26 protein-coding genes are annotated in these 26,848 nt (G+C 46.1%); 18 read left to right on the forward strand and 8 right to left on the reverse strand.

Translation table 11 applies throughout. The features are described from left to right. Nucleotides 1-36 precede the first annotated feature (36 nt). Complete coding sequence (locus tag D0A34_03160) at nucleotides 37-243, reverse strand: hypothetical protein (protein ID UNU17993.1); 207 nt, start codon at nucleotides 241-243, stop codon at nucleotides 37-39. A 189-nt stretch (nucleotides 244-432) separates the two neighbouring features. On the opposite strand from D0A34_03160, the gene D0A34_03165 reads away from it, so the two are divergent. Next, nucleotides 433-780: a DUF2442 domain-containing protein gene (locus D0A34_03165; protein UNU17994.1), complete on the forward strand. Its 348-nt coding sequence runs from the start codon at nucleotides 433-435 to the stop codon at nucleotides 778-780. Nucleotides 781-887: 107 nt separating this feature from the next. Here D0A34_03165 and D0A34_03170 read toward each other — a convergent pair whose 3' ends face one another. Beyond that, a complete protein-coding gene (locus D0A34_03170; protein ID UNU17995.1) occupies nucleotides 888-1,586 on the reverse strand; it encodes a pirin family protein in 699 nt (232 codons plus the stop codon). 116 nt (nucleotides 1,587-1,702) lie between these two features. On the opposite strand from D0A34_03170, the gene D0A34_03175 reads away from it, so the two are divergent. Together D0A34_03175 and D0A34_03180 are read left to right on the forward strand one after the other, a co-directional pair. Continuing rightward, nucleotides 1,703-2,041 carry a transcriptional regulator gene (locus D0A34_03175; GenBank protein UNU17996.1) on the forward strand — a complete coding sequence of 113 codons (339 nt, stop codon included), beginning with the start codon at nucleotides 1,703-1,705 and terminating at the stop codon, nucleotides 2,039-2,041. 70 nt (nucleotides 2,042-2,111) lie between these two features. Beyond that, nucleotides 2,112-2,510, forward strand: coding sequence for a DUF4112 domain-containing protein (locus D0A34_03180; protein ID UNU17997.1), 399 nt, complete (start codon nucleotides 2,112-2,114; stop codon nucleotides 2,508-2,510). 84 nt (nucleotides 2,511-2,594) lie between these two features. On the opposite strand, the gene D0A34_03185 is transcribed toward D0A34_03180, so the two are convergent. Further along, nucleotides 2,595-3,620, reverse strand: a complete 1,026-nt coding sequence (locus tag D0A34_03185; protein UNU17998.1) for a low specificity L-threonine aldolase — start codon at nucleotides 3,618-3,620, stop codon at nucleotides 2,595-2,597. Nucleotides 3,621-3,702: 82 nt separating this feature from the next. Between D0A34_03185 and D0A34_03190 the strand changes: the two genes are divergently transcribed. The 5 genes from D0A34_03190 to D0A34_03210 all read left to right on the forward strand — a co-directional run bounded on the left by D0A34_03190 (nucleotide 3,703) and on the right by D0A34_03210 (nucleotide 8,086). After that, nucleotides 3,703-3,915, forward strand: a complete 213-nt coding sequence (locus D0A34_03190; GenBank protein ID UNU17999.1) for a DUF2997 domain-containing protein — start codon at nucleotides 3,703-3,705, stop codon at nucleotides 3,913-3,915. 11 nt (nucleotides 3,916-3,926) lie between these two features. Continuing rightward, nucleotides 3,927-4,709: an XRE family transcriptional regulator gene (locus D0A34_03195; protein ID UNU18000.1), complete on the forward strand. Its 783-nt coding sequence runs from the start codon at nucleotides 3,927-3,929 to the stop codon at nucleotides 4,707-4,709. 20 nt (nucleotides 4,710-4,729) lie between these two features. Further along, on the forward strand, nucleotides 4,730-6,361 hold the full coding sequence (locus D0A34_03200) for an Hsp70 family protein (protein ID UNU18001.1): 1,632 nt from the start codon (nucleotides 4,730-4,732) through the stop codon (nucleotides 6,359-6,361). A gap of 109 nt (nucleotides 6,362-6,470) precedes the next feature. Then, entirely contained in the window at nucleotides 6,471-7,328 is an 858-nt protein-coding gene (locus D0A34_03205) for an HIT domain-containing protein (protein ID UNU22145.1), read from the forward strand. 188 nt (nucleotides 7,329-7,516) lie between these two features. After that, nucleotides 7,517-8,086: a hypothetical protein gene (locus D0A34_03210; protein ID UNU18002.1), complete on the forward strand. Its 570-nt coding sequence runs from the start codon at nucleotides 7,517-7,519 to the stop codon at nucleotides 8,084-8,086. A 91-nt stretch (nucleotides 8,087-8,177) separates the two neighbouring features. Here the strand turns inward: D0A34_03210 and D0A34_03215 are convergent, their stop codons facing one another. Then, nucleotides 8,178-8,732, reverse strand: a complete 555-nt coding sequence (locus D0A34_03215) for a GNAT family N-acetyltransferase (protein ID UNU18003.1) — start codon at nucleotides 8,730-8,732, stop codon at nucleotides 8,178-8,180. On the opposite strand from D0A34_03215, the gene D0A34_03220 reads away from it, so the two are divergent. Continuing rightward, nucleotides 8,731-8,934, forward strand: coding sequence for a hypothetical protein (locus tag D0A34_03220; protein UNU18004.1), 204 nt, complete (start codon nucleotides 8,731-8,733; stop codon nucleotides 8,932-8,934). The two genes, D0A34_03215 and D0A34_03220, sit on opposite strands and share 2 nt — an antisense overlap. A gap of 54 nt (nucleotides 8,935-8,988) precedes the next feature. Continuing rightward, a complete protein-coding gene (gene ilvA, locus D0A34_03225) occupies nucleotides 8,989-10,500 on the forward strand; it encodes a threonine ammonia-lyase, biosynthetic (GenBank protein ID UNU18005.1) in 1,512 nt (503 codons plus the stop codon). Between the two features lie 124 nt (nucleotides 10,501-10,624). Here the strand turns inward: ilvA and D0A34_03230 are convergent, their stop codons facing one another. From D0A34_03230 to D0A34_03240, 3 genes are read right to left on the reverse strand one after another with little or no spacing between them, the layout of a single operon-like run. Further along, complete coding sequence (locus D0A34_03230; protein ID UNU18006.1) at nucleotides 10,625-11,485, reverse strand: hypothetical protein; 861 nt, start codon at nucleotides 11,483-11,485, stop codon at nucleotides 10,625-10,627. A 46-nt stretch (nucleotides 11,486-11,531) separates the two neighbouring features. Continuing rightward, a complete protein-coding gene (locus D0A34_03235; protein ID UNU18007.1) occupies nucleotides 11,532-11,906 on the reverse strand; it encodes a DUF1257 domain-containing protein in 375 nt (124 codons plus the stop codon). Between the two features lies 1 nt (nucleotide 11,907). After that, nucleotides 11,908-12,090: a hypothetical protein gene (locus tag D0A34_03240; GenBank protein ID UNU18008.1), complete on the reverse strand. Its 183-nt coding sequence runs from the start codon at nucleotides 12,088-12,090 to the stop codon at nucleotides 11,908-11,910. Between the two features lie 126 nt (nucleotides 12,091-12,216). Between D0A34_03240 and D0A34_03245 the strand changes: the two genes are divergently transcribed. The 4 genes from D0A34_03245 to D0A34_03260 all read left to right on the forward strand — a co-directional run bounded on the left by D0A34_03245 (nucleotide 12,217) and on the right by D0A34_03260 (nucleotide 18,170). Then, nucleotides 12,217-13,407, forward strand: coding sequence for a WD40 repeat domain-containing protein (locus D0A34_03245; GenBank protein UNU18009.1), 1,191 nt, complete (start codon nucleotides 12,217-12,219; stop codon nucleotides 13,405-13,407). Between the two features lie 532 nt (nucleotides 13,408-13,939). Then, a complete protein-coding gene (locus tag D0A34_03250) occupies nucleotides 13,940-16,312 on the forward strand; it encodes a PAS domain S-box protein (protein UNU18010.1) in 2,373 nt (790 codons plus the stop codon). Beyond that, entirely contained in the window at nucleotides 16,312-18,009 is a 1,698-nt protein-coding gene (locus D0A34_03255; GenBank protein UNU18011.1) for a GGDEF domain-containing response regulator, read from the forward strand. The genes D0A34_03250 and D0A34_03255 overlap by 1 nt, the downstream gene beginning before the upstream one ends. Further along, nucleotides 17,970-18,170, forward strand: a complete 201-nt coding sequence (locus D0A34_03260) for a hypothetical protein (GenBank protein ID UNU18012.1) — start codon at nucleotides 17,970-17,972, stop codon at nucleotides 18,168-18,170. The genes D0A34_03255 and D0A34_03260 overlap by 40 nt, the downstream gene beginning before the upstream one ends. A 111-nt stretch (nucleotides 18,171-18,281) precedes the next feature. On the opposite strand, the gene D0A34_03265 is transcribed toward D0A34_03260, so the two are convergent. After that, nucleotides 18,282-19,736: a J domain-containing protein gene (locus D0A34_03265; protein UNU18013.1), complete on the reverse strand. Its 1,455-nt coding sequence runs from the start codon at nucleotides 19,734-19,736 to the stop codon at nucleotides 18,282-18,284. Nucleotides 19,737-19,813: 77 nt separating this feature from the next. Here D0A34_03265 and D0A34_03270 point away from each other — a divergent pair, with 77 nt between their 5' ends. The 4 genes from D0A34_03270 to D0A34_03285 all read left to right on the forward strand — a co-directional run bounded on the left by D0A34_03270 (nucleotide 19,814) and on the right by D0A34_03285 (nucleotide 26,624). Next, nucleotides 19,814-22,849, forward strand: a complete 3,036-nt coding sequence (locus D0A34_03270; GenBank protein UNU18014.1) for a DNA polymerase I — start codon at nucleotides 19,814-19,816, stop codon at nucleotides 22,847-22,849. Nucleotides 22,850-22,860: 11 nt separating this feature from the next. Continuing rightward, entirely contained in the window at nucleotides 22,861-23,433 is a 573-nt protein-coding gene (locus D0A34_03275) for a thermonuclease family protein (GenBank protein UNU18015.1), read from the forward strand. 531 nt (nucleotides 23,434-23,964) lie between these two features. Next, entirely contained in the window at nucleotides 23,965-24,486 is a 522-nt protein-coding gene (locus D0A34_03280) for a hypothetical protein (GenBank protein ID UNU18016.1), read from the forward strand. 422 nt (nucleotides 24,487-24,908) lie between these two features. Beyond that, the gene (locus D0A34_03285; protein ID UNU18017.1) at nucleotides 24,909-26,624 is read left to right on the forward strand and encodes a HAMP domain-containing protein; all 1,716 of its coding nucleotides are present in this window, start codon (nucleotides 24,909-24,911) and stop codon (nucleotides 26,622-26,624) included. Nucleotides 26,625-26,848: the final 224 nt, after the last annotated feature.

Below are 26,848 nucleotides of genomic sequence, written 5' to 3' on the forward strand. Positions count from 1 at the left end.
CAATATTTGACACAGCCCTCTGGCTACCAGAAAAATTTAGAATCGGGAACCACAAATAGACTCAACCATAGCAACTGGCTTATCTCTATTTTTTTCTTGGCAAATGATGAATTCAGCCAAACGCTGGTCGGAATATTTCCCATTAGCCATCCAGCCGAGGGGTGCGCCTGCGATCGCGCCGACTGCTAAACCAGTGATGAGGCTCCAAACAAGATGCTTTCTGGCGATCGGCTGTTGTTCCATAAAAATTTATCCTAAAGACTTACCCTTAGCAAAAATAGCGCAAATAAAAGTTAATTTCTTCCTCCTATTTACTTATTTCCTAAGTAGTAACCCATTATTAAGTATCATGTCCTTCACAGTCCGCTTAACACAATCCCATGCGGCAATAATTAAGTATCCAAACTTAACAAAACCGATGGCAAGAAATACATGGTATTTAGAAACTGGGACAAAGAGTTAACTGAGGAAAATCTCCGAGAGCACATAACCAAAGCCAAAGAAGCATGGAAAAACGCTGAGGCTACAGAACCCCGCGCCGAATCCGTGTATTACAATCAGTCTGAAGATTTAATTACGATCGAACTGAAAAACGGCGCTATTTTTTGTTTTTCTCCAAAGCTGGCACAAGGCTTAGAAGGTGCTTCACCAGAACAGCTTGCTGATGTTTGGCTGCCTCCTTCTGGCAGCAGCGTACACTGGGAAAGCTTAGATGTTGATTTTGGCATTCCCGAACTTGTAGCAGGTATCTTTGGCACAAAATCTTGGAGGGCTGATTAATTTATTAGTCCGCGAAGGCGGACTTAGTTTTTGTAGTAGCGGTTTCAACCGCCGAGTAATTTCCAATCCCCGACTTTTCCAATAAATCGGGGATTTCGCATTCAATTCTATGCCAAATCAAACAGCAAAAATTCAGCATCTGCCGTAGCTTCAATCGCCAATTCAGACTCGCCGCTAACCGCCGCAGCGTCGCCATTCTTCAAAATCAAACCGTTGAGCAAAACCGAGCCGCGAGCAACTTGCACCCAAGCATGACGATTTGGCTGCAAAGCATGAGAAATCCGCGAGTCTTTATCCAAAACAGCCGCATATAAATCCACATCTTGATGCACTTTTACAGCACCATCTCTCGCATCTCGTGCCGCCACTAAGCGCAGTTTTCCGTGCCTTTCTGCTAGGGGAAACTCCCGCTGCTCGTAACTCGGCTGCAAGCCTTTTGTATCGGGTAACAGCCAGATTTGCAGCAAATGAACTGGGTCTGTTTGCGAGTTATTGAACTCGCTGTGCTGGATACCCGTACCTGCACTCATCCGCTGTATTTCACCGGGTTTAATCACTGCACCGGTACCCAAACTATCCTTGTGTTCTAATGCTCCTTCTAATACATAAGTAATGATTTCCATGTCGCTGTGTCCGTGAGTCCCAAAACCTCTGCCGGGGCTAACGAAATCCTCATTAATTACCCGTAAAGAGCGAAAATTCATATAATTTGGATCGTAATAGCCGGCAAAAGAAAATGTGTGGTAACTGTCCAGCCAACCGTGATTAGCGTGTCCTCTTGCTTCACTTTTTCTGACGGTAATCATTTTCTGAATCCTCAGTGAAATTTATCGGGTGTTTCTTTGATGTTTTTATTTTAAACCGAGTCAAGCTATTATGAATAGTACGCACTTTTAAGTGCGGTAGTTACCAAAAAGATACTATGCAAGTCCAAGAAGTAAAGGTCGATCGAGCAAATTGCCCTGTAGAACGCACTCTAGAGGTGATTGGCGGGCGCTGGAAAGTCTTGATTCTGCGGGAGTTGTTTCAAGGAGTGAAGCGTTTTAACGAGCTGCAACGAGCTGTCAACGGCATTACTCAGAAGATGCTGACGCAGCAACTGCGGGAAATGGAATCAGACGCGATCGTGCATCGGGAAATTTACCTGCAAGTGCCGCCAAAAGTTGAATATTCCCTAACGCCTTTGGGCGAAAGTCTCAAACCGATTATTAATGCCATGCACGAATGGGGAATTCAGCATATTAGCGAAGATGGAAAATGAGCCGCTTCTAGATGTTTTTTTCCGCCTTCCGACAGATTTAAAATTTTCAACCTAGTTCAACAATAATAATATGAACAACATAGAGCGTCTCGCCACCCTCAACCGCATCCGCAAACTCAGCCGCCTGATGGATACCGCCATTGGCATCCCCGGCACCAAATTTCGCATCGGCTTAGACCCTATTATCGGTTTAGTTCCGGGTGCTGGGGATATTGTAGATACCGCGTTTTCCGCCTACCTAATTTACTTAGCAACTCGATTCAACCTTCCCCAAAAAACTCTAGGGAAAATGATTTACAATATCGGTCTAGAAGCCGTCGTTGGTTCAGTACCTTTAGTCGGAGATATCTTCGATGCTTTTTATAAATCAAACATGAGAAATCTGGCGCTTTTAGAAGAGCACCTCGAAGCAGTTGAACCCGAACTAGCCGCAGTTGCAGAACCTGTTTCTCAATCGATTAAACTCTAGCTGGGTAGCGCCAGCCCGGGCGGGTTAACATAATATTTGCTATCACAAAAATGCTCAATACACCCGCCCTTACCAACCTACAATCTATACAGAATAGCGTTTAACAGCTTCCACCAAAGCAATAACATCCGCTTCCAGAGTATTAAAAGCCGTTACCAGTCTAACAGTACATTCATCCCACCGATAAAACAGAAAACCCTCAGCTAAAACCGATGTAATTATTGATTCGGGAAGTTGAATAAAAATCTCGTTGGCTTCAACCCGATGGCAAAACTTCGCTCCCTCAACTTCCGCCAAACCTTCAGCTAATTTGGCTGCCATATTATTTGCATGAGCCGCATTCTTCAGCCACAAATCATCGGTTATATACGCTTCCAATTGCGCCGACAAAAACCGCATTTTCGAGAAAAGATGCCCGCTGCGCTTGCGGTAAAAAGGGAAAGTCTTTGCTAATTCTGGATTAAAAAAAACCACAGCTTCCGCACCCATCGCACCGTTTTTTGTCGCTCCAAACGATAGAATATCCACACCAGCGCGCCAAGTGACATCCGCCGGAGAACAGCCCAAACTGACAACAGCATTTGCAAAGCGAGCTCCATCCATGTGCAGGTGCAAATTGTGAGCGCGAACTACTTCCGAAATGTGGGAAATTTCTGCTGGATTGTAGACTGTGCCGGCTTCCGTTGCTTGAGTGATGGTGACGGCTGCGGGCTGTACGTGGTGGACGACACCTGCACCAGCGCGATCGAGTATTTTTCCTAAAGTCTCTGCCTCTATTTTACCATGATTTCCTGTTAATGTAACTAACTTGGCACCGCCTGTAAAAAACTCCGGCGCGCCGCATTCATCCAGATTAATATGAGATGCTGCGTGACAGTAAACAGCGCCGTAAGGAGGAGTAACAACTGCAAGGGCCAGAGCATTAGCAGCAGAACCAGTTGCTACCGGAAAAACAGTCACCGATGTCTCGAATAAATCCGAAAATTTAACTTGCAAACGCTGTGTATATTCATCATCTCCGTAAGACATCACAGCACCGCAATTAGCCGCTGCAATCGCAGCCATAATCTCCGGCGAAACCCCGGTTGCATTGTCGCTACAAAAATTCATTAGAATAATTGGTAAATAGAATCTATAATATAACTCAACACTCAGCAGTCAACACTCAAGCATTAAACCAAGAGGAAGAATTATGGCAGAATACCGCCAAATAGAATACCGAATCGGCAAAGACGGCAAAATTACCGAAACCGTCCTCAACGCCACCGGTTCTAGTTGCACCGAAACCACCGCCGGAATTGAAAAAGCCCTCGGAAAAGTAGAATCTCAAGACTTGCTGCCAGAATACTACCAAGGCGAAGAAAATTTGGTCGTTGAACAAACGCAGACTTTAAAACAAGTTTAGAAAAATTAACAATGTTCTATCTCCTCGGTGCAACAGTTGATGTAACAACAGTGCCTGCCTTCAGCTTCGCGCTAGCTATCGGGGGCATTTTTCTAATTTTAGTCTACGTTTATGCTGCATCTGAGGCGGGAGATGCGATCGAGTTTAAGTACGATAAAATTCTGCGGGAACGCATGAATCAGCTAGACATTCTCGATTGGCAAGACTTAGGCGAAAAAGCAGGCTTAAGTCGCTTTGGGGTGCGCTTAGTGCGGCAGGGAGACGTGGGAAAACTCACGCTAGACCAACTGAGACGGCTGGCAACAGTGCTGAATTTGAATTTTCAAGAGTTCGATCGCACTTTGCTCGCACTGCCAATATCGGCTACAATCACCACTAATCCCAGCGAAATAGAAGAATTGAGGCAGCAGTGTTTCCGGCTGCGATCGGAATTGCAGCAGCAAAAAGCTCAACTAACTGCCGATTTTCGCCGCGCTACCTTTGAACAGTTGCAAACTTTGTTAACCAACTATCCCGCCGCCCGCAAAATGGCAGAAGCCAAGCCGGATATGCCCGCCAAAAATCTCTCAGCTTTGTTTACTCCCTTAGAAAATCTCTTGTCAAGTTGGGATTTTGAAATGATTGGTTCTGCGTGGGAACAAACTGCTTACAATCCGCAGTTCCACCAGCCGGATGTTGAGGATATAACCGAAGGAGAATTAGTTTATATTCGGTTTGTCGGTTATCGAGAGGGAGAGCGAATTCTTACTCCTGCTAAAGTTAGTCGCACCCTTCCAGCGGGAATGAAAAATTAAATTTTAAATTATAAATCAACATGACTACAGTTGCCATTGACTTCGGCACCAGCAATACGGTTGTGTGCATTCTTAACCCAGATACGCAAACACCAGAAACTTTGCGGTTGGGCGAGATGTCCCGCATTTTTAAAACGAAGAATTTGAGCGGAGATCTTCGAGAAATATCTGTAGTCCCGACTTTAGTCTTTGTGAAAAATGCCGAAGAGTTGGTGCTGGGAGAAAAAGTGCGAGCGCAGCGTTTGGGGCAATCCCAGCCAGACCGCTTTTTCAAAGCTTTTAAACGCAATTTAGCTGCCGACTTTCAGCCGCCGCCCCGCAATATCGACGGCGACACCTACACAGCCGAATCAGTAGCAGAACAGTTTATTAAGACTATTTGGAAACAATTATATTTACAAAATATACAGCCAGACAAAGTAATTTTTACAGTACCCGTCGGAGCATTTGAGCGATATCTAGATTGGTTTCGCGACTTAGGAGAAAGTTTGGGAGTTGCGGAAGTTCAGGTAATAGATGAATCCACAGCCGCCGCCCTGGGATATGCAGTAAAACGCCCCGGCTCTCTAGTTTTAGTAGTTGATTTTGGCGGCGGAACTTTAGATTTAAGTTTAGTCCGTACTGCTCTAACCCCCGCCTTACCCCCCCTTACCAAGGGGGGGAGCGAGATTTCTCCCCCCCTTACCAAGGGGGGGCTGGGGGGGGTGCGTGCCGAAGTGTTGGCAAAATCCGATGCTTATGTCGGCGGCGAAGATATTGATATCTGGATTGTCGAAGATTATTTGCGGCAAATTGGTTCGTCGCGGGCAGAAGTCGGCGCAGTTGGCTGGCAAAATTTATTAGAAATAGCGGAAAAATTAAAAATTCAACTTTCTCAAGTTAATGAGGCGAAGGAAAGCTGGTTTGACGATGAAAATTTTATGTCTTACGACTTACAGCTAAACCGAGACAAGCTTGAGGAAATTCTGGAATCTAGGCAGTTGTTAGAACAGTTGCGAGAAAGTTTAGATGAAGTGCTGAGTATTGCACAGGGAAAAGGTATCGGCAAAGCCGATATCGAACAGGTTTTGCTAGTAGGAGGAACTTCTTTAATTCCGGCTGTATCTAATTTAGTGGTTTCGTATTTTGGGCGGCAAAAAGTCCAAAGAGATAAGCCTTTTGAAGCAGTGGCCCACGGTGCTTTAGCGTTGACACAATTGGTAAGTGTTGACGATTATTTGCGCCACAGCTATGCAATTCGCCTCTGGGAACCTTATGCTAAAGCTTATGCTTATTCGCCGATATTTAGCAAGGAAATGAAGTATCCCTGTCAAAGTTCCGAAGAGTTGACGCTGCAAGTGGCAATTGAAGGGCAAAGGGAAATTCGGTTAGATATTGGGGAAGTTGCGGAGGTATCGCAAGCGGAGGTTATTTTTAACGAAAAAGGGCAAATGACGAGCAGTTGGCTCAACAAACAGACGGATTTTCGCTCTTTGGAGAGCCACCACCAGCAAGTTTGTGTGGCGCATTTGAACCCGCCTGGGGTATTGGGAATTGACAGGGTTTCGGTGAGTTTTGAGGTGGATGAGAGGCGGGTTTTGTTGGCGACGGTGCGGGATTTGGTCACTGGTAAGGTGTTGGTGGAAAAAGGGGCGATCGCCAAACTGCAATAATGGTAAAATTTTTAGATAACATTCGGAGCTTGAAATCGGTACTAGACAAACTCTCGTCCGGATGGTGCGCGGACTGAAGAATATCGATTTCAATCAAATTTATGCCGCCATGAAAAAGCAACAAAATAAATTCAGCCACCTGACGGCAATCGAAAGAATTTCCCTGTCATTCCCGGCAAGATTTTTATTGGATAAAAACTTGCTGCAAGGGAAAGTCTTAGATTTTGGGTGCGGCTTCGGCAGCGATGTGAGATTGTTGCAGCAAAAAGGCTTCGATATTACGGGTTATGACCCTTATTATTTCCCGGAATTCCCCGAAGATAAATTCGACACAATCATTTGCTTTTATGTTTTGAATGTTTTGTTTCCTGAAGAACAAGCTAATGTCCTGATGGAAGTGTCGCACCTGTTGAAACCGGGAGGGAATGCGTATTTTGCGGTGAGAAGGGATATCAAAAAAGAAGGCTTTCGAGAACATTATGTCCACAAAAAACCTACATATCAGTGCATTGTCAAACTTCCATTTAAGCCAGTTCACCTAGATGAGTATTGCGAAATTTACAAATACGTGCATTACAACCATCAAAGAAATTCTACTAATAACTGCATATTCTGCAATCCGTATAAAAACCTAATTTTGCTAACTGAATCAGCAACAGCTTATGCGATGTTTGACGGTTATCCCGCCAGTAAAGGTCATGTTTTAATTATTCCCAAGCGTCACGTTGCCAGTTATTTTGAACTGCCGTTTCGAGAGCAATCGGCTTGCTGGTTTATGGCTAATAAGGTACAAGAGATGTTAACTAAAGAATTTAAGCCTGACGGGTTTAATGTGGGAATAAATATTAATAAACAGGCTGGTCAAAGTCGCACTCACGCGGCTATTCATGTTATCCCGCGTTATAAGGGCGATGCGGCGGGGAATAAAGGCGGAATTAGGTATGTGATTCCCAAGAGTGAAAAATAAAAGTTAGCCAATTGTGAAAGGAATTATTTTTTACCGCAGAGGCGCAGAGAACACAGAGGAATAGAGAAGAGAGGAATTCATAATTTTTGTAAGGATTGTTATATGTGAGCAAACGGCGACCCAAATAGAGTTAAAATGTGTTTGCAAGGTCTAAAACTACACATTAGCAGCAATTTGGTGTTCTGTTTATGTCTAAGCGCAAAAAGCAAGAATGGCTCAAGGAAACTCTAGAACTCAAAGAAGACCACAATTGGAAGTCAAAGCCTGGAACTCGAATTTTTGTAGCAGGAAGAGGTGCAGTCCGCTTTGATGTCCCGGAAGATTGGCATTTTGAACCCGATACTAACTCGTTCCGATTTACGGATAAAAAGCCGCCGGATGATGATTGTCGTTTGGAGGTTTCGTTTAATTTGCTACCACCTGGTAACTGGGCAGATTTTCCGCTAGTACCGCTATTACAGAAGGTGGTTGAAGATGATACGCGAAATCCGATCGCTCCTGGGGAAATTATCCAATTGAAGCGGCAAACTGCCCGCATTGTTTGGACTGAATTTAAGTTTCTCGACCCTCCAGAGCAGCGGGAAGCTTATTCGCGAATCTGTATTGGATTGGGTTCTAATGTTCAGTGTTTGATTACTTTTGATTACTGGGTTGACGATGCAGAGCATTTGACTCCTGTCTGGGATACGGTGATGGATTCGTTAGTTCTGGGTTTGTTTATCAGCGACCCTCGAACGGGGTTCGCACTTCCAGACTAGACCGATTTTCAGGGAAACTTTCAACAACTAATTTTGCTCAGTGTTGGATTGGCAAGCCACCGGCCAGTAAATTTAGAACCTACATTAAACTTTACAACCGCTGTGCCATGAAAATATCTGGCTTGCCAATTCCGTTGGCGTCGGGCATCACTCCCACGATCGCAAAACCCATTTTTTGATAAAATTCGTAGGGATGACCGCGCAAATTTCTAATTTTGGCGACGTGTTCCCAAACGTTAGGATAAAGATTGATGCCTGAAAGAGTTGTTTGATTGTCTTGGTCGTCGGTACCCACCCACAGCACGATCCCTCCCCGGTTTTTAGCTTCTGCTGCTAAATCAGCTACGAGCGATCGACCAATTCCTTGTCCGCGAAATTCTGTTCTCACTACCAGCGGGTGCAGTTCCCAAACATTACCGTCATACTGTTTAATCCCACCAATCCATCCCAAAACAAGATTGCTGTCGCCGACAGCAATTCGACTGATGCGATCGGCTCCCAAAGATTCTTGCACTTCTTGCAAAGCAGATTTTAGATCGGGCCAAGCATCGGGCCAATGCTCTTTAAAACCTTCAACTATTAATCTAGCTACCTGTTGAATTTTTGGCTCGTCGCCAGCACGCAAATCTGTAATTTGTACGTTCATGAATTTACATACTAAATTAAGGATTACGGACTACTACGCTCACCAACCGGATTTTATAACCGGGGTAAACGGCAAAAACGAATTATTATTCATAGTCTTCAGGTTCCTTATGTTCCCAAAGCGAAAAGTTATTATTGAAAACTTGCGCTCCCCCGTTAGCGAGTCCCTCGAAGAGGATCGCCAATTCCCCGCAAAATACTAACACAAGTGCCGTACAATTATCCCACCATCCGGCATCAACCAACCTGCGAACCCCATGCTTTGCGATTACCTGGTACAAATCCTCACCGCCCGCGTCTACGATGTTGCTCAAGAAACAGCCCTAGAAGTAGCCCCGAATCTATCAGCACGGCTCAACAATAAACTTTTGCTGAAGCGAGAGGATATGCAGTCGGTGTTTTCCTTCAAGCTGCGGGGTGCGTACAACAAAATGGCGCAACTGTCGCCGGATTTGCTAGCACAAGGTGTCATTGCAGCTTCCGCCGGCAATCACGCCCAAGGAGTCGCCCTCGCCGCCCGCCACCTGGGAACTCGCGCGATCATAGTCATGCCCGTAACTACGCCGCAGGTGAAGGTAAATGCGGTGATATCCCGTGGTGGAGAGGTCGTTTTGCATGGGGATACCTACGACGATGCCTACGCCTTTGCGCGCCAATTAGAGGCCGAAAAAGGTATGACTTTTATTCACCCTTTTGATGACCCCTACGTGATTGCTGGACAGGGTACGATCGGCATGGAAATTCTGCGACAACATCAAAAACCAATTCATGCGATTTTTGTGGCAATTGGTGGCGGCGGATTGATTTCGGGAATTGGGGCCTATGTCAAGCGGTTGCGGCCGGAAATTAAGATTATTGGCGTCGAACCCATCGATTCGGATGCCATGAATCAATCGCTGAAAGCGGGTAAACGGGTGCGTTTGTCGCAGGTGGGTTTATTTGCTGATGGCGTTGCTGTGCGGGAAGTGGGGGAGGAAACTTTTCGCTTATGTCAGGAGTATGTGGATGAGATTATTTTGGTGGATACGGATGATGTTTGCGCGGCGATTAAGGATGTTTTTGAAGATACGCGATCAATCTTAGAACCTGCAGGCGCTTTGGCGATCGCAGGTGCGAAAGCTTACGCCGAACGGGAACAAATCGCAGGAGAAACATTAATTGCTGTTGCGTGCGGCGCGAACATGAATTTCGATCGGCTGCGTTTTGTAGCAGAAAGAGCCGAGTTTGGCGAACGCCGCGAAGCCATTTTTGCAGTCACAATTCCCGAACAACCGGGAAGTCTCCGCAGGTTTTGCGAATGTCTGGGCAAACGCAATTTAACTGAATTTAGCTATCGAATTGCGGATGAAAAAGAGGCACATATTTTTATCGGTGTACAAATTCAAAACCGTGCCGATGCGGTGAAGATAGCGGCAAGTTTTGAAGATTGTGGGTTCAACACTTTGGATTTAACTGATGATGAATTAACGAAATTGCACGTGCGGCATATGGTGGGCGGGCGTTCGATGCTGGCACATCACGAATTGTTTTATCGCTTTGAATTTCCCGAACGTCCGGGTGCGTTGATGAAGTTTGTGAGTTCGATGAGTCCTAACTGGAATATCAGCGTTTTTCACTATCGGAATAACGGCGCTGATTACGGGCGAATTGTGGTGGGAATTCAGGTGCCGCCGGATGAGATGCAGGAATGGCAGGCTTTTTTGGATACGCTGGGCTATCAGTATGGAGATGAGAGTCAAAATCCGGCGTATAAGTTGTTTTTGAGGTAGGGGTTTTTGGGAAAGTTACCCTCTTGATGAAGGAGGCGGTTGAAACCGGGGCCACCACGGGGGGGTTGCCCCTACAAAGGAGAAAATCTCAGACTTCAGACGCACCCTACAACACAAACTAGAATCATCGTGCAAACTCATAGGCAATATTCGTGATGCGGCCGCGCCAGTAGGGCAATAGCGAGCCATCAGGCAGTTGCCACGCCACCTCACCGGAGAGCGGAATCCGCATACCGTCTGGCAATTCGTAGTCCCAGAAGCGGCCCTGCCAGGGCGCAAACACCAGCCCCCCGTTAACTGTACGGGCGCGGGCCTCGGCGCGGATACTGGCGATTAGCCCTGCTTCATCAAAGCGGAAATCCAGGGAAACATTAGTGTCGCCATCCTGTAGCGTTGCTCTGGCCGAAGAATTGTCGATCGCCTCCCAGCGAACACCCTGACTCGGCAGCAGTCTCGTCGGATACCAAGCCGCCTCCGCGAAAAAGCGCATCAGTTCCCCTTGTGCAGCTTCTGGAGTGCCGCGGATATCCGCCAGAGTCACCAGGCCAAGCAGCGCTGCATGGAGGATGCCTTCGCCAGAAATGTAGGCATCATGAACAAACGCATTGATACCGGGGATCATGGAAATTCGCCCGTCCCAGTCAAAGCCAGGGGGCTGAGTAATTACCAATTGAGTTGAGGTGAAGGCGCTCCATTTTTCTGCGGTTTCGCTCAAGTTAAACGTACCTTCGTGGGAAACCCGCGCTGCTACAATTAGCGGTTGTCCATCCTTCAGCACCGCGCGAAAGTAGCGCTGCACTGGCTGGGGTAAATCGGCGATTTCCCGCCCATCAAATGTGAGAGGTTTAATCGGTAAGCGTGCAGCTTCCAGATTTGCTCGCAGTTCCTTGGTACCCAGATGCCAGCGGTATGCTCCAAGGGCGATCGCGCCAACAATGCCAACTACAAGGGCAAGGATGATTAGTACGATCGCCGATCGCCACATGGTGATTCCTCTTGATACCTAAAAACGAGTTAATCAAGCGCGACTCTTAAACCCATCGACCCACTACAACTCTGAGCGTTCCATCTGCCAAAGTTTCCTCTTCTTCAACATGAAAACCCTCTGACTCCACCGCCGCCATCAAACTTTTGCGCGCGTATTTTTGACTAATTGAATTGACAAATTCCTGCTGATTAATTCGAGCGCCCCAAAAATCCGCCACCAATTCGTAATCCTCTCCGCTGCGGCGAAAACCCAAATCGTAACCATTGGATTGCCGAATCACGTACTCGGCATTAGTTTTGTCACCCCGATAACCCCGTACCTGCACATTGGACTCTACTTGATAACCCAACTCTTCCAACACTTGATGCAGCAGTTCGCCGTTCTTGATCTGAACCTTGATAGTTGTGAAGTGTGACATATCACTTTCGGATTTTTGTGTAAAACGCTGATTTGATTATAATAGCATAAACAGCAACAGTCAATAAGTTAGAACTTGCGGTATTAAAGCCGCTTTTTACGATAAATATGGGGTTTGGCAGGATAGCATCTGCACATAAACCCGGTTGAGGGCGGTTTTGTGTCCAGCGTTCTGTAATTACCAAATTTTAAGTTTTAAATTGATAGCATACCGACACAAAAAAGCAACTGTAGACAAGCTCCCAACCCTTAAGCAATGATTCTTTGCCAATTCTTCAATCTAAAACCTAAAATCTAAAATCTAAAATGATATGATGGCCGACAATCCTAACCAACCTAGAGAATATGATGCCGTCCTCGGCGGCCAAAGTCAAATCCCGATCGCCGGCGCAGTTTTGGGAGGCATCGCTGGGGTCAAGCAGCGCTTCAACAGCCCTAGTATCGAGTCGCGGATTGCCGCCGTTAAAGATGCTCCTAAATACGGAGGCGCTGGTTTAAATTTAGCAATTGAGGCGCTGCTTGACCCCGCAGCAGAAGTGCAGCGAGTTGCTTATTTAATTTTGCGATCGAGGACAGAACCTCTAGTGCGTCAAGCTTTAAAAGACTTTGTACCTTACAAGCTTTTTGACTGCATCCGCACGGTCAAAACTGCGATCAATGTTGCGATTAGTCCCGGAGGATATCACACGGCGAGTTTGCACGGGAAAATAATTAGAATTTGCGATGTAGAGACAGGAGAAATACTCTATACTGTTGACAAGTATCCCCGTGCTCAAGAAACTTTTGTCCTTTGCCAAGAAAGTGAAGTGTTTGTGAGGAGCAGAAATACTCCAAAACACCGCGCGATCGAAATTTGGCAGGGAGGAGAATTGCGGCATACTTCCCTCGGACATGAAGGGGAAATTACCGCAATTGTCATCAGTCCCGACAGTCAAGTTATCGCCAGCGGTTCGGCAGATACTACTATCAAAATTTGGAATTTAGAGACGGGAAAGTTAATCTGTACCTTTGGCAATCTTTTAACTTGGGGATCTCATAAAGCAGGAATTGTTAGTCTTGCTTTTAGCCCGATCGCACACAGTCTCGCTAGCAGCAGTTCTGACGGTACAATTAAACTGTGGAACCTCCGCAGCAGAGAATGCTTTCAAACAATTAAAGGTTATGCTAATTGTCTGGCTTTCAGTCCAGACGGGCAGACTTTGGCTACTGGTGGCTGGGACAGAAACATTCAACTGCGACAGCTATCGAATCCAGATAGTTCAATCACATTGGCAGGGCATTTTAACTCAATAAATGCGATCGCCTTTACTGCCGACGGACGCACTGTTATCAGTGCTAGTGCCGATGGTAATATCAAATTTTGGAATGCCAGTACCGGCGAAAATATTCACACTCTCAGGGGACATCAAAACTCTGTTACTTGTCTTACTTTTAGCAGCGATGGTGAAACTATTATCAGTGGCAGTATAGACAAAACTGTCAAAAGTTGGGGAGTTAATTGAAGGAAGAAGGAAGTTCGGCAACGGATTCTGTAACGGATGTAGCGGATGGAAGAAATAGAGAATAGGGAATAGGGAATAGGGAATAGGGAATAGGGAAGAAGGCAGAAGGCAGAAAGAAGAGGGAATCGACCTCATGATTTTCACAAATTAAGTACCTCCTAACCATTCAGGCGCTGGCTATATTTACAAATTCCAGATTCCCGATTCCTCGGTGCGTGAATCTACGCAAACAAATATAATAAATTTACAATCTCAGTTTTTGTGCAAGCCGAGGATTGCGGAACTTCTTTTTGCACTACTACAAATAGTTACCGTAAAAATACCGGCTGGCAGGCATTATTCAGCTTATTATCAATTTGTGAACTGTCGCCAGAAAGCCTGAGCGAGCCGCAATTTCTGAATCCTTTAAAGTAGCTTTAATATATCGCATATTGGTCTGATGAGTATTCCTGCTAATTGTAATATTTGACTTAAAAAGTTTATGCTTAAAAGATAGGCTGGGGTTAAATATACAGTGCGCCCTAGAGTAACCATGTCACACTGCAACCAATCCCTCTGTCGTTCCCGCCATTTCGCAGAAATGTGCGATACTGCTGCCAGTTGGCAGCAAAAAGCCGATCGACTAACGGTAGAATTAAACACCACGCAGGATCTGCTTCACGCAGAAATCGATCGGCTCAAACAAGCCAACGAAACCCTTCACGCCGCTGTCAGTTGTGCCCCAATTTTCCTGTGGGCAACAGACAGAGAAGGCAAGTTAACCCTTGCAGCAGGGAAAGGATTAGAAAATTTGGGACTCAAACCAGGTGCAACTGTCGGGCTATCGATTGTTGAAGTTTACAGCAGCCAGCCAGATATCTTAGAAACTATTGCCCAGGTATTAGCAGGAAACGATCGTACTTGGAACGTCCGAGAGAGGCATTTTATCCACGAAATTCGATCAGCAGCGCTGCGAGATGGAAACGGCGAAGTGGTTGGGGCAGTGGGTGTTTCTACTGAAATTACCGAGCGCGAACAGTTGATCGCAACTCTGGAAACGGCAAATCAAGAATTACAAGAGAGACTTCAGCAGCAGACGGCAGTCTTCAATGCAGCGCTTGCCGAAAGCGAAAAAAAGTACCGCAACCTCGTAGAAACCTCCCAAGAATTGATTTGGTCGATCGATATTCAAGGCCTCTTGACTTTTGTCAATTCCGCCGCCAAACGCATCTACGGTTACGAACCGCCAGAAATGATCGGACGCCGCTTCACCGATTTTTTAGTTCCTGAGCAAGAAAGTAGACCAAGAGAAATATTTGCCCAACTTTTAGCGAGAACCAAACTTCAGCCACAAACCGCTAATTCTCCTTACGAAACAGTACACATTCGTAAAGACGGTACTCCCGTCCACCTGCGCGTCAACAGCATCGTCAACCAAGCTGAAAACGGCGCTATTTTAGGCTTGTGCGGAACGGCGACAGATATTAGCGATCACAAGCGATCGGAAGAAGCACTCCAAGAAGCTACAGACCAACTTCGCGCCGTTTTGGATGCCGTACCCGGACTGATTTCTTGGATCAGTTCAGATTTGCGGTATATTGGAGTCAACCAGCACTTAGCAACCTCATTCAACCTGTCTCCTGAAAGCTTTGTCGGTCAAGAAATCAACTTTCTCGACAAAGGCTCGACTTTCGGAGAACTGATCCGAATTTTTTTTGACAGTTCATCTCAGCAAACCTGCCAAGAAATAGAAATAGAAATTAACGGTTTCGTCCGCAACTATTTGATAGTAGCTCAGAAATATCATCAGGGAACCGCAGCAGTTTCTGTAGGAATAGACATTACCGGCCGCAAGCGTGCGGAAGCTCTCAAAAACCAATTGATATGCTCGTTGCAAGAATCAGAACACAAATTTCGCAGCCTTTATGAAGCCACCAGCGACGCAGTAATGTTGCTTGACGAAAAGGGATTTTTTGACTGCAACCGCGCTACCTTAAAAATATTTGGCTGTAGCAACACAAAACCATTTTACGGCAAGAAACTGAGCGACTTTTCGCCACAATTTCAGCCTAGCGGACAAGACTCATCCAGTCTAGCAATACAGAGAATATCGACAGCAATGCAAACAGGTAGCTGTCGCTTTGACTGGGTACACAAACGACTCGACGGTTCAGAATTTCCCGCTGAAGTGCTGTTAAATGCAATGGAAATTAACGGACGAAAACTAATTCAAGTAGTAGTGCGGGATATTACAGAGCGCAAGCGCGACGAAGATGGCATCAAAGCCTCCCTCGCAGAAAAAGAAGTTCTCCTCAAAGAAATTCACCACCGCGTCAAAAACAACCTCCAAGTTATTTCCAGTTTGCTCAAACTTCAGTCACGCTACATCCAAGACAGCCACGTTAGTGAAATGTTAAAAGAAAGTCAAAACCGAGTCAGATCAATGGCCCTGGTTCACGAACAATTGTATCAATCCAAAGACTTGTCAAACATTGACTTTGCTGAATACATCCAAAATCTCGCCCACAATTTATTCCAAGCTTATGAAAATCATGCAGAAGGCGTCAAGTTGCAAACAAATATTGCGCCGTGTTATCTCAATATCGATACGGCAGTTCCTTGCGGGTTAATTATTAACGAGCTTATGACAAATGCCCTCAAATATGCCTTTAAAGGACAAGTTAAAGGTAAAATTAACATAGATTTCACTTTAGATAATAACAGAGCTTGCGTGCTAACCGTGAGCGACAGCGGAATTGGTTTTCCTCAAAACTTAGATTATCGCACAGCCCGAACTTTGGGTTTGCGACTGGTCGCGTCTTTAGTCAAGCAAATCCGGGGGAGAATAGAACTCTTAGAAACTGCTGGCACGACTTTTAGAATAACCTTTTCTCAACCCAAGTTGCACTCTAAGGAGAAAAATTAGTGTCCAACAAAAAAATTCTGATAGTTGAAGACGAGAGCATCATTGCGGAAGACATTTCCGACAGTTTGATATCTCTAGGATATAGAATAACTGGCATGGTCTATTCGGGAGAAGAAGCAATTGAATCGGCAGCCAAGTTGCGCCCGGATTTAGTTTTAATGGATGTTAACCTGCAAGGAGAAATCGACGGCATTACAGCAGCCGAAGAAATTCGCTTGCGCTTTCAAATTCCGGTAGTTTATCTGACAGCTTATGCCGATGAAACTACTTTGCGACGAGTCAATAGTACAAAACCGTTCGGCTATATTGTCAAACCATTTGAAGAAAAAAACTTGCACACAACTATTCAACTAGCACTCTACCGACATCAGTATGACAGCTTGACCAACCTGCCGAATCGTTCATTTTTGCGCGAAAAGTTAAGTCGAGTATTAGATGGTCAAAAAGAATTGTCAGAAATCGTTCCAGTTGTCGCGCTTAGCTTAGATAAAATCAACCGCATTAACAGTACCTGGGGACACGATATCGGCGACTCGGTGCTTTGCAGCATCGCGCAGCGGCTAACTAACTGCATTGAAAACATTAATATTGTTGCTCGTTTGGAAGCGGCCGAATTCGCGCTGATTCTTAAACCAGTTGCAGAAAAACAGGATGTGGCTAAGATTGCTCAAAAGATTTTAGATATTGTATCCCAAGGTATGATTATCAAAGATTGCGAAGTCTATGTCACTGCTAGTATGGGGATCTGCTTGTATCCCGGGGACGGCACCGACGGAGATGAAATGCTGAAAAATGCTTATATAGCAATGTATCACTCTCAGCAGAAAGGCGGGAATAATTATCATTTTTATACGGCAAAAAATGCTAATTTTTTCATCAATACACTTCTTCAAGAAAGTTCGTTGCGCCATGCTTTAAAAAGCTCCGAGTTTGAAATCTACTATCAGCCGCAAATAGAAATTAAAACAGGTAAAATTATTGGTGCTGAAGCTTTGGTGCGCTGGAATCATCCAGAACGGGGGCGAGTTTCTCCGGGGGAATTTATTCCAATGGCGGAAGAAATGGGCTTGATTGCACCGTTGGGCGAATGGGTATTAGAGACTGCTTGCAGGCAAACTAAAACATGGCAAAAAGCAGGTTTGCCGCTCCTGCGAGTGGCAGTTAACGTGTCAGCCCGTCAATTCGAGCGCAAAAATTTCACGGAAAGAGTCAGCGAGATATTAACAGAAACCAATCTCGATCCCAAGTGTTTGGAATTAGAACTGACGGAAAGTCTTGTTTTGCAAGACGAAATGGCAGCAGCTACAGCTTTTACGGTGTGGAAAGAGCAGGGGATTAGGATAGCAATTGATGATTTTGGAACGGGATATTCTTCTTTGAGTTATCCAAAACGCTTTCCGTTTGATGCGATCAAAATTGACAAGAGTTTTATTCGCGATATTGCAGACGATCACCAAAATGCAGCGATAACAATAGCGATTATTCAAATGGCACACTGCATGAACATGACGGTGGTGGCTGAGGGGGTAGAAAATGAGCAGGAACTTGATTTTTTGTGCGAACACGAATGCGACGAAATTCAAGGCCATCTTTTCAGTCAGGCTTTGCCAAGGGCTGAGTTTGAAGCGTTGCTGAAAAGCGATAAGTGCTGGGATTTATGCTTGAGGAAGAAGGAAGTTCGGCAACGGATTCGGTAAGGGAAGAAGGAAGAGGCAAGAAGGAAGAAGGAAGAAGGAAGAAGGAAGAGGGAAGAAGGAAGAAGGAAGAGGGAAGAGGGAAGAAGGAAGAGGGAAAAAGGAAGAAGGAACAAGGAACAAGGAACAAGGAAGAAGGGACAAGAAAGGGTCTCAGAAATTAATAACCTCCTAATCGTCTTAGTCGTTGCTAGACAATAGAATAATGGGCAAATGGTAGTTGGTAATTGGTAATTGGTAATTTTCCCTAAAGACTAATGACTCATGACTGATGACTAATTTAAAAGATACGATCCAACCAACCGTCCCAGCCACAGCCCAAAACCGGAAGTAGCCACCAACAGGATAAACGTATAAAGCCCGCTGCCGTTGTGGCTCAACCTTTCTGCAGCTACCATCCGCGCCACAACTCCAGCAATAATGCCGATCGCAGCCCAAGCCCCATAAACAGTCTTAGACCCGGCGATAGCGACAGCTTGGACGATCGCCCCCGAACCAGCCCCAGCAAAAGCCCCCGCCCACGCCCCAATCCCCAGCCCGATCGCACCTCCGAGCCCGACGGGGCCGCCAGAATTCACGCCTACTTCCGCCGCCAGCCCGCACGTCAAGCCGACAATCGCCCAACACACGGCCGCCACCAACGCCTTAACCCAATTCCCAGAATCTGTTCCCGCCATCAATCCCACCACTGTCACCACTCCTCCTACAGCCAAAACAGCAGCCACAGCCCGCGACTCGGCCTCGGAACTGGCGATCGCCCCCAAACCAGCCCCAACGGCGCCCCAAGCAGCCCCTGTTTCCATTCCTCCCGCCTGAAAACCGGCGATCGACCCCCCTACCGCCCCAGCTAAAACTAACGCTGCCAGCCACACTCTAGGCGTTGCCGAACCCTCCGCCAGCAAAATCGCGGCCCACAGCCAATCTGCACCGCAGATTAAAGCCCACATCCACAGCGGGGCGGCTGATTTCGTCAAAATCCAACCGGTCAAAGCGTAACTCGCCACGGCGATTGCCAGCGGCCACCAAGGGAAGCTTGAATAGTGTTGAGATGGCCGCACTTCCCTCGGCGCGCTTCGCGGTTTTGAGTATTGAGTTGAAAATTCTGTTTTCCTTTTCGAGGTAAGCTTTCGATAGTGTTGAGATGGTCGTGCTTCCCTCGCAACGCTTCGCCCTGGTTGCTTTCTGCCCCGCCACGCTTGACGATTGTGAGTGGTAAATCGTTTCTTGCTTGAAGAGTTTTTTTGAGTGAGAAATTTTTTGGAGGCGGCTTTTGGGCGGGTTTGACGGCGCTGGGAACCAGGCCAGGCGGCTGATTTTCCAGAACGCCTTCTCAGCGGCTTTTCCGGCGCAGGGGGCGGTGGCTGCTGAAACTGTTTTTCGATCGACCTCGATGATTCAGGCTGACTCAGAAACAACACCAACTGCTGGTAAGCTTCATTAATTTCTGTTAATCTTTGGTGAGCTTTTTGTTGCAGGCGGTCATTGTTGGCAAACCGATCGGGATGCCACACAAACGCTAAATCCCTGTAAGCGCGCTTAATTTCTTCTAAGGAAGCTCCCGGCTCAATTTCGAGGATTTCGTAGCATCGATTAATGTCAGCCATAGGCTTCGATCGGCAGGTGTTTGTAAATTTGCGTGAAGCGAAGCTATCCCGTAGGGAATCCCACTTAACATCTTCTACTATTCTCAGCCAAGCTGCACAGTAAGCCGAGATCCGATCGAGTGTCAAGCGTCCTCAAGTCTGCGGGCCATCCTTCGGGTCGATCGATGCCGACTGACAACTGAGTACAATGAGAAAATCCTTTCGTGCGATCGGTAACTGTGTCTGTGTCGGAAAATCAAGCTCCTACCTTCATTTTAGTTGACGGCCACTCCCTGGCCTTTCGCTCCTACTTCGCCTTTGCCAAAAGCCGAGATGGGGGTTTGCGAACTACGACAGGCATTCCCACCAGCGTCTGTTTTGGCTTTCTCAAGTCGCTCCTGGAAGTAATGGCGGCCCACGACCCCCAGTACATGGCGATCGCCTTTGACCTCGCCACACCCACATTTCGCCACGAAGCAGACGACACCTACAAAGCGGGTCGAGCCGAAACACCGGAAGATTTTAAGCCGGATATCAAAAACCTGCAAGAACTCCTCACCTATTTGAATTTACCTGCAATAACTGCTCCCGGTTTTGAGGCAGACGATGTTTTGGGAACTTTGGCAAACAAAGCCAGCGCGGCCGGTTATCAGGTCAAAATCCTCACGGGCGATCGAGATTTGTTTCAATTAGTAGAAACCGAAAAACAAATCAGCGTATTATATTTGAGTACCGATGAACTCAGGCGTTCGGGCAAAGGCAAATCCCAAGAATACGGCCCGGAAGCAGTCAAAGAAAAACTCGGTATTTTGCCACAACAAGTAGTAGATTACAAAGCCCTCTGCGGCGACAAATCCGACAACATCCCCGGAGTTAAAGGCATCGGCGACAAAACCGCACTGCAATTGCTGGAAGCTTACAATTCCCTTGATGGAATTTATGCAGCCATCGATGAGATTAAAGGAGCAACTAAGAAAAAGCTAGAAGAAGGCAAAGAAGCTGCTTATCATTCTCAACGCATGGCGACAATTGTCCAAGACGTGCCCTTGGAAGTAGATTTAGAGAATTGCCAGCTTAAAGGTTTTGATGAAGCAGCCTTGATCCCCATGCTGGAAAAATTAGAATTTAAGACATTTTTAAGCAAAGTCAAACAAATTCAAAAACGGTTCGGCGGTGTAGAAGAAACCGTAGTAGAAAAGGGCGTAGAAGAAACCATAGAAAAGAGTGTAGAAGACACAGTAGAAAAGGGCGAACCCGATGCCCAAGCCCTACTCCCCACAATAGATAAGCCACCTGCAACTTCTGAAAGTTCAGAAGACGACGCGTTGTGGTTTTTTAGTCCTGCAGAAACCCTAGCTGCCCAGCAGGAAAACAAACTGCCAATTAAACCCAGAATTATTCAAACAACCGAACAGTTAAACGAATTAGTCCAACTGCTGCAAACCTACACCGACAAAGCCTCACCCGTGGCGTGGGATACCGAAACCACCGCCATCGAACCGCGAGACGCCGAATTAGTGGGAATTGGCTGCTGTTGGGGAACTGGCGAAGAGGATGTCGCTTACATTCCCACGGGACACAAAACGGGCAAAAACGTGGATAAAGCCACAGTTTTAAATGCTTTGCGTCCGATTTTGGAAAGCGAGAATTATCCGAAGGCGCTGCAAAATGCTAAGTTTGATCGATCGATCCTGCGCTGTCAGGGAATCAAACTAGCCGGAGTCGTCTTCGACACCATGCTAGCCAGTTACGTACTCAACCCAGAAACTAGCCACAGTCTCAGCGAATTGTCAAGGCACTACTTAAAAATTGTTGCCAAAACTTACAATGAATTAGTGCCGAAAAACAAAACAATTGCTGACATTAGCATTCGAGAAGTAGCCGACTACTGCGGCATGGATGTTCACACCACATTTCAGTTAGTAGGTAAACTGAGAACTGATTTAGATAAAGCTGATGAACATAACTTTCGCGATAAGTCTTTGCACAAGTTGCTGCTGGAAGTAGAACAGCCCCTAGAACCTGTTTTAGCTGAAATGGAATTCTGCGGAATTCGCATTGATTCAGCTTACCTGCAAGAACTATCGCAACAGCTAGAAAAGAGCTTAAAAGAAATAGAAGAAAAGACTTATCAAGCAGCAGGGAGAAAGTTTAATTTAGGTTCCCCGAAACAACTCAGCGAAATATTGTTAGAAAAAATCCCCGATGAGTTTCAGAAAAAGTCTCGCAAAACAAAGACTGGATACTCTACAGACGCCGCTGTTTTGGATAAATTGCAAGGAGACCACCCGATTGTAGACGATTTATTAGAACACCGAACATTATCCAAGTTGAAATCAACTTACGTCGATGCTTTGCCACAGTTAGTGCGTGCGGAGACCGGGCGAGTGCATACAGATTTCAACCAAACTGCAACTGGTACGGGAAGGCTTTCTTCTTCCAATCCAAATTTACAAAATATTCCCATCCGCACCGAGTTTTCGCGACAAATTCGCAAGGCTTTTTTGCCGGAAGAAGGTTGGCTGATGGTGTCGGCTGACTATTCTCAAATTGAACTGCGAATTTTGGCTCACTTGAGTCAAGAACCTGTGTTAATTGAAGCTTATCAAAATAACCGAGATGTGCATACCGTAACGGCCAAACTGCTGTTTGAAAAAGAGGAAGTAACGCCGGACGAAAGACGGTTTGGCAAAACAATTAATTTTGGCGTAATTTACGGTATGGGGGCGATTAAGTTTGGTCGTTCGATGGGCAAAACTTCAGCAGACGGCAAAGAGTTTATTAAGCGATTTAACGAGCGTTACATTAAGGTTTTTGAATTTTTGGAGAAAGTAAAAAAAGAGGCGATCGCCCTCGGATACGTTACCACAATTCTAGGCCGCCGCCGCTATTTAAAATTCGAGAGCGAAAGCCTCCTGGACTTAAAAGGCCGCAATCCCCAAGACATTCACTCCGATAGACTTAAATCTGTCAGCAGAGATGACGCCCAATCTTTGCGGGCGGCAGCCAACGCTCCCATTCAAGGCTCTAGTGCTGATATCATTAAACTTGCCATGATTGAAGTACACAAAATTTTGCAAAACTATCAGGCGCGGCTGCTGCTGCAAGTTCACGATGAATTAATTTTTGAAGTACCTCCCGAGGAATGGGAAGAATTGCAGCCGAAAATTAGAACTGCGATGGAAAATGCTCTGCCACTACTTAGCGTACCGCTAATAGTTGACATCCACGCTGGGCAAAATTGGATGGAAACTAAATAAAACACAGAAATATGAGCCAACCTAAAATCGCCATTTTCCCAAAAATAAAAACCTTAAGTGCAGTTGCTCTGCTATTGCTACTATTCGGGTGTCCCCAAAAGTTAGCGCCCAACAACTATGCTGTCAAGCGAGTCAGCGACGGCGACACTCTTGTCGCTAGCGATGCCGCCGGGAAAGATATAAAAGTGCGTTTTGCCTGTGTAGATGCACCGGAAGTCGCGCACACAAATGCTGAGAAAAATAGCAAAGCATCAGCACTAAAAAATCAATTTAAGTGGGGAAATTTAGCGCACCAAAAAATGCAGCAGCTCGTCAAACAAGGGGGGGGTCGCGTTGTTTTGACCGTCACCGATACTGACCGCTACGGTCGCAAAGTTAGCGAAGTTCGGTTGCCAAACGGTACATTTGCCCAAGAAGTTTTGATCCGCGAGGGATTAGCAATGGTTTACCGTCCTTACTTGAAAAACTGTCCGAGTGCAAGTATTCTGGAACAAGCGGAAGCCGAAGCTAAGAAAAAGCGTCGCGGCGTTTGGGGAGATTCTAAGTTTGTTCCTGCGTGGAAATTTCGGAACAGTGATAAATGATGGGAAGAAGTCCCTTCGACTTCGTGATCCGGTAAAAAGAAGGAAAGTTGTAGGAGTACGAGCTAACTCTTGCCTTGGGAGTTTTGTTAGTCTAGTATAGCCACAAGTTTCAACCGATTTGTATATTGACAGGGACAGGATTATGTTGTTGGGGTGGAATATGGGAACCTGTATCAGACATTTACAGTCTGGGACTTACTCAGGTTTTGTTAAACCCCGTCTATACTATAAATCTTAGGTTTAGCTGCTCCGCATCGGCCCAGAAAGCGGGTTTCTAGATACCGATGCCGATCGTCCTAATTTAGTACAATACAATCAGGACGACGTTCTGCTCCTACGGTCTGCAATCTGTGGAGTTTCGGCGATAGCTGACGCCAGATTCATCTAAAACCAGACATGAGTTCGATCGCACTTTTCTCCGACCTGTTTTTTCGGAAAAGTCAACAAATGTGATAGGCTCCAGATAAACTAATAGACTGCTGACAAAAGCGATCTATTGCAATCACCCAAAATTAACTTTAAGGGACATCAATGAATTTCAAACATCTGGTTATTTCCGGCCTTGCGCTGATCCTGGGTACTGCAATTGTAGGAAATGCGATTGCTCAAGAACTGACCGACAACCAAAAAACGGTTATTTGTCGCTTGAAAACAGAAGTTGACCAGCGGAAAAGCAACGGTCAAAAGTTAGTATTTGTGCCGTTGCTGGGTCAAGTTCGCAAGCAAGTTTCATCTCCTTTTAGAGCCACGCTGCATCCTAATGTGGAGTATGTTTTTGTTGCCACTTGCGACGGAAATTGCCAGGATTTAAACTTATCTCTCAAGGATGCCAGCGGGCAGGAAATAGCTGCGAGTCAAAAAACAGGCGAACTGGCCTCAATCTCTTTTACTCCCCCATCCCAAGGCGAATATCAAATCAGTGCTAAACCGGGCGAATGCACGACGGCTGAGGGTTGCAGTTACGGCCTGGGAATTTTCGTTCCTGCCTCTGCGAGCGTACCTAATGCTTCAAGAATTCCTGCTGAGATAGCACAATTTCGACTTTGCCAGTAGGGTAACAGCGATAGAGTTGTGGGTTGCGAGTAGAGTAGAGTTTTCAATCAGAAATCTAACTCATAACTTGCAACTTATAACTCGCGACTTATATCGCAACCACGCCCGACGGTGAGTACGTTCTTAATGACTGAAACTATGTCTTTGACTGCTTCTTCCTTCTTGCTTTTTTTTACTCTGAGCGACTAGCCCGTTCGTATCGCCGAAGCGAAGGGAGCCGAAGGCAGCCAAAGAGCCTTATTCCTTCTGCTATAATTTGTTACGCATAACTGCTCCAAAGTGTCAAGCCGATCGAGCTGTGGAACTCTGCAAAGACCCAATAACTGCCGAAACCTAGTCCGAAGCCAGAACTTTATTTACCCTCCGGCAGGCATCAATTAGAATATAGATGGTGCCTCTCAAAGGTGACGAGTACATTGCCCATGTCTTTAACCTTAGCTTTGAAAAATCAACTGCAGAACCGTCCTCAAATAGGGTTGAAAAGTCTGTTGGGCCGCTTAGGTATCAGGCAGAAAATCGGCTGCGGATACGCCTTGGTCATTGGTATTGCCGTTTTAGGTGCTGTGGCGGGACGGGGTGTAGAATCCTATCACAAACAGCAAGTTAGAGAAAAACTAGCGTTTGACCGAGATAAAGCGGAAATCCTGACAAACCTCGCTAATACGGTGCAGGAAGTCAGAATTCAGCAGCAAGAGCTGGCGAGTCTGACGGGCAAACCGCAAATTTTCGATCGCCAACGCTCGGAATTCCTGGCTCGCGTTGCTCAGATGAGCGGCATCCTCGAACAACTGCAAACCCCGTCGCCGACGAAGAATCCCGAGATTGCCAAAGACTACCAACAGCTTCAACAGTTCGCTCAAGTCAACGGCAAAACCGTAGAATCATACTTTCAACAAGTACAAAAATTGTTGGCTACGGCGAAATTATCTGCTTTGAATCCGAAGCAGCAGCAGGCATTGGGGCAGAACTTGAACAATTTTGTGGCTGGCGAAACGGCTTTGAAACTCAAAGAGTTTTCCGAGGATTCAGCCCAACTGGCCGGTAACTTTGGCGATAAAGCAGACGAGGCATTTAGAACCTACGAGAAAGCAGAAAAACTTGGAACTCTGATTCTGGTTTGCTCTCTAGCAGTATCCGCCGGTATCGCAGCCCTACTGGCAGCATACACCAGCCGGGCGATCGCCCGCCCCTTAGAAGCCACCACCCTCATCGCCCAGCGAGTTACCGAAGAATCAAACTTTGATTTGCAAGTACCCGTCACTACCTCTGACGAAGTGGGAATGCTGGCAGTTGCGCTCAACGAACTCATTCAGCGGGTAGCAGAATATACAGAAGACTTGCACGAAGCAAAAGTAGCAGCCGAAGCTGCCAACCGTTCCAAAAGTGCATTTCTCGCCAACATGAGCCACGAACTCCGCACCCCCCTCAATGCCATCATCAACTACAGCGAAATGCTGCAAGAAGATGCTCAAGATTCCGGTTCCGAAGATTTTCTCCCCGACTTAGAAAAAATTCAAACCGCAGGCAAACACCTGCTCGACATGATCAGCGACATCCTCGACATTTCTAAAATAGAAGCAGGTCACGTCACCCTTTATTTAGAAAACTTCGACGTGGCGACCATGATTGAAGAAGTGATGACTACGGCTCAACCGCTAGTAGAGAAAAAAGGCAATGCTTTAGCACTGAAAACCAAAGGCGAACTCGGCACAATGTACGCCGACCAACCGAAAGTGCGGCAAATTCTCCTCAATTTGCTCAGCAATGCTGCCAAATTTACCGAAAAAGGGGTCATTACTATCGGCGTCGAAAGAATTATAATTGAAAAATCCAGACCGACGAAACAAAATAAAAATAATGATTTTTACTCGGGTTCAAACTACAGTTCTCAAGTCTTAATTTTTAGAGTCAGCGACACCGGCATTGGGATGACAAACGAGCAATTAGAGCAGATATTTAAACCTTTTATTCAAGCTGATGCCTCGACTACCCGCAAGTACGGAGGCACGGGTTTGGGATTGACAATTAGCCAGCGTTTGTGTCAAATTCTCGGCGGCGAAATTAGCGTCGAAAGCGAGGACGGTAAAGGTTCAACTTTTATTGTCAGTCTCCCGGAACGGGTGGTAATGCAGGCATGAAGTCAATCGATTTTAGATTTTAGATTTTAGATTTTAGATTGAAGCATTGACCCCACGGATAAATTCGGGGGCTTGTTTATCGGAGACAGGTTTTTTATTTCTCCACCGATGAATCCGGGGGCTTGTATCCTGGATGCTTTGGGTCAGGCAAAATATGGATTTTGACAGGGATACACGGATTAATGATTGAGCATTCGTCAATAGTCAGGAGGCAGATATTCAAG

This window comes from Microcoleus vaginatus PCC 9802, assembly GCA_022701275.1.
Classification (GTDB): Bacteria; Cyanobacteriota; Cyanobacteriia; order Cyanobacteriales; family Microcoleaceae; genus Microcoleus; species Microcoleus vaginatus_A.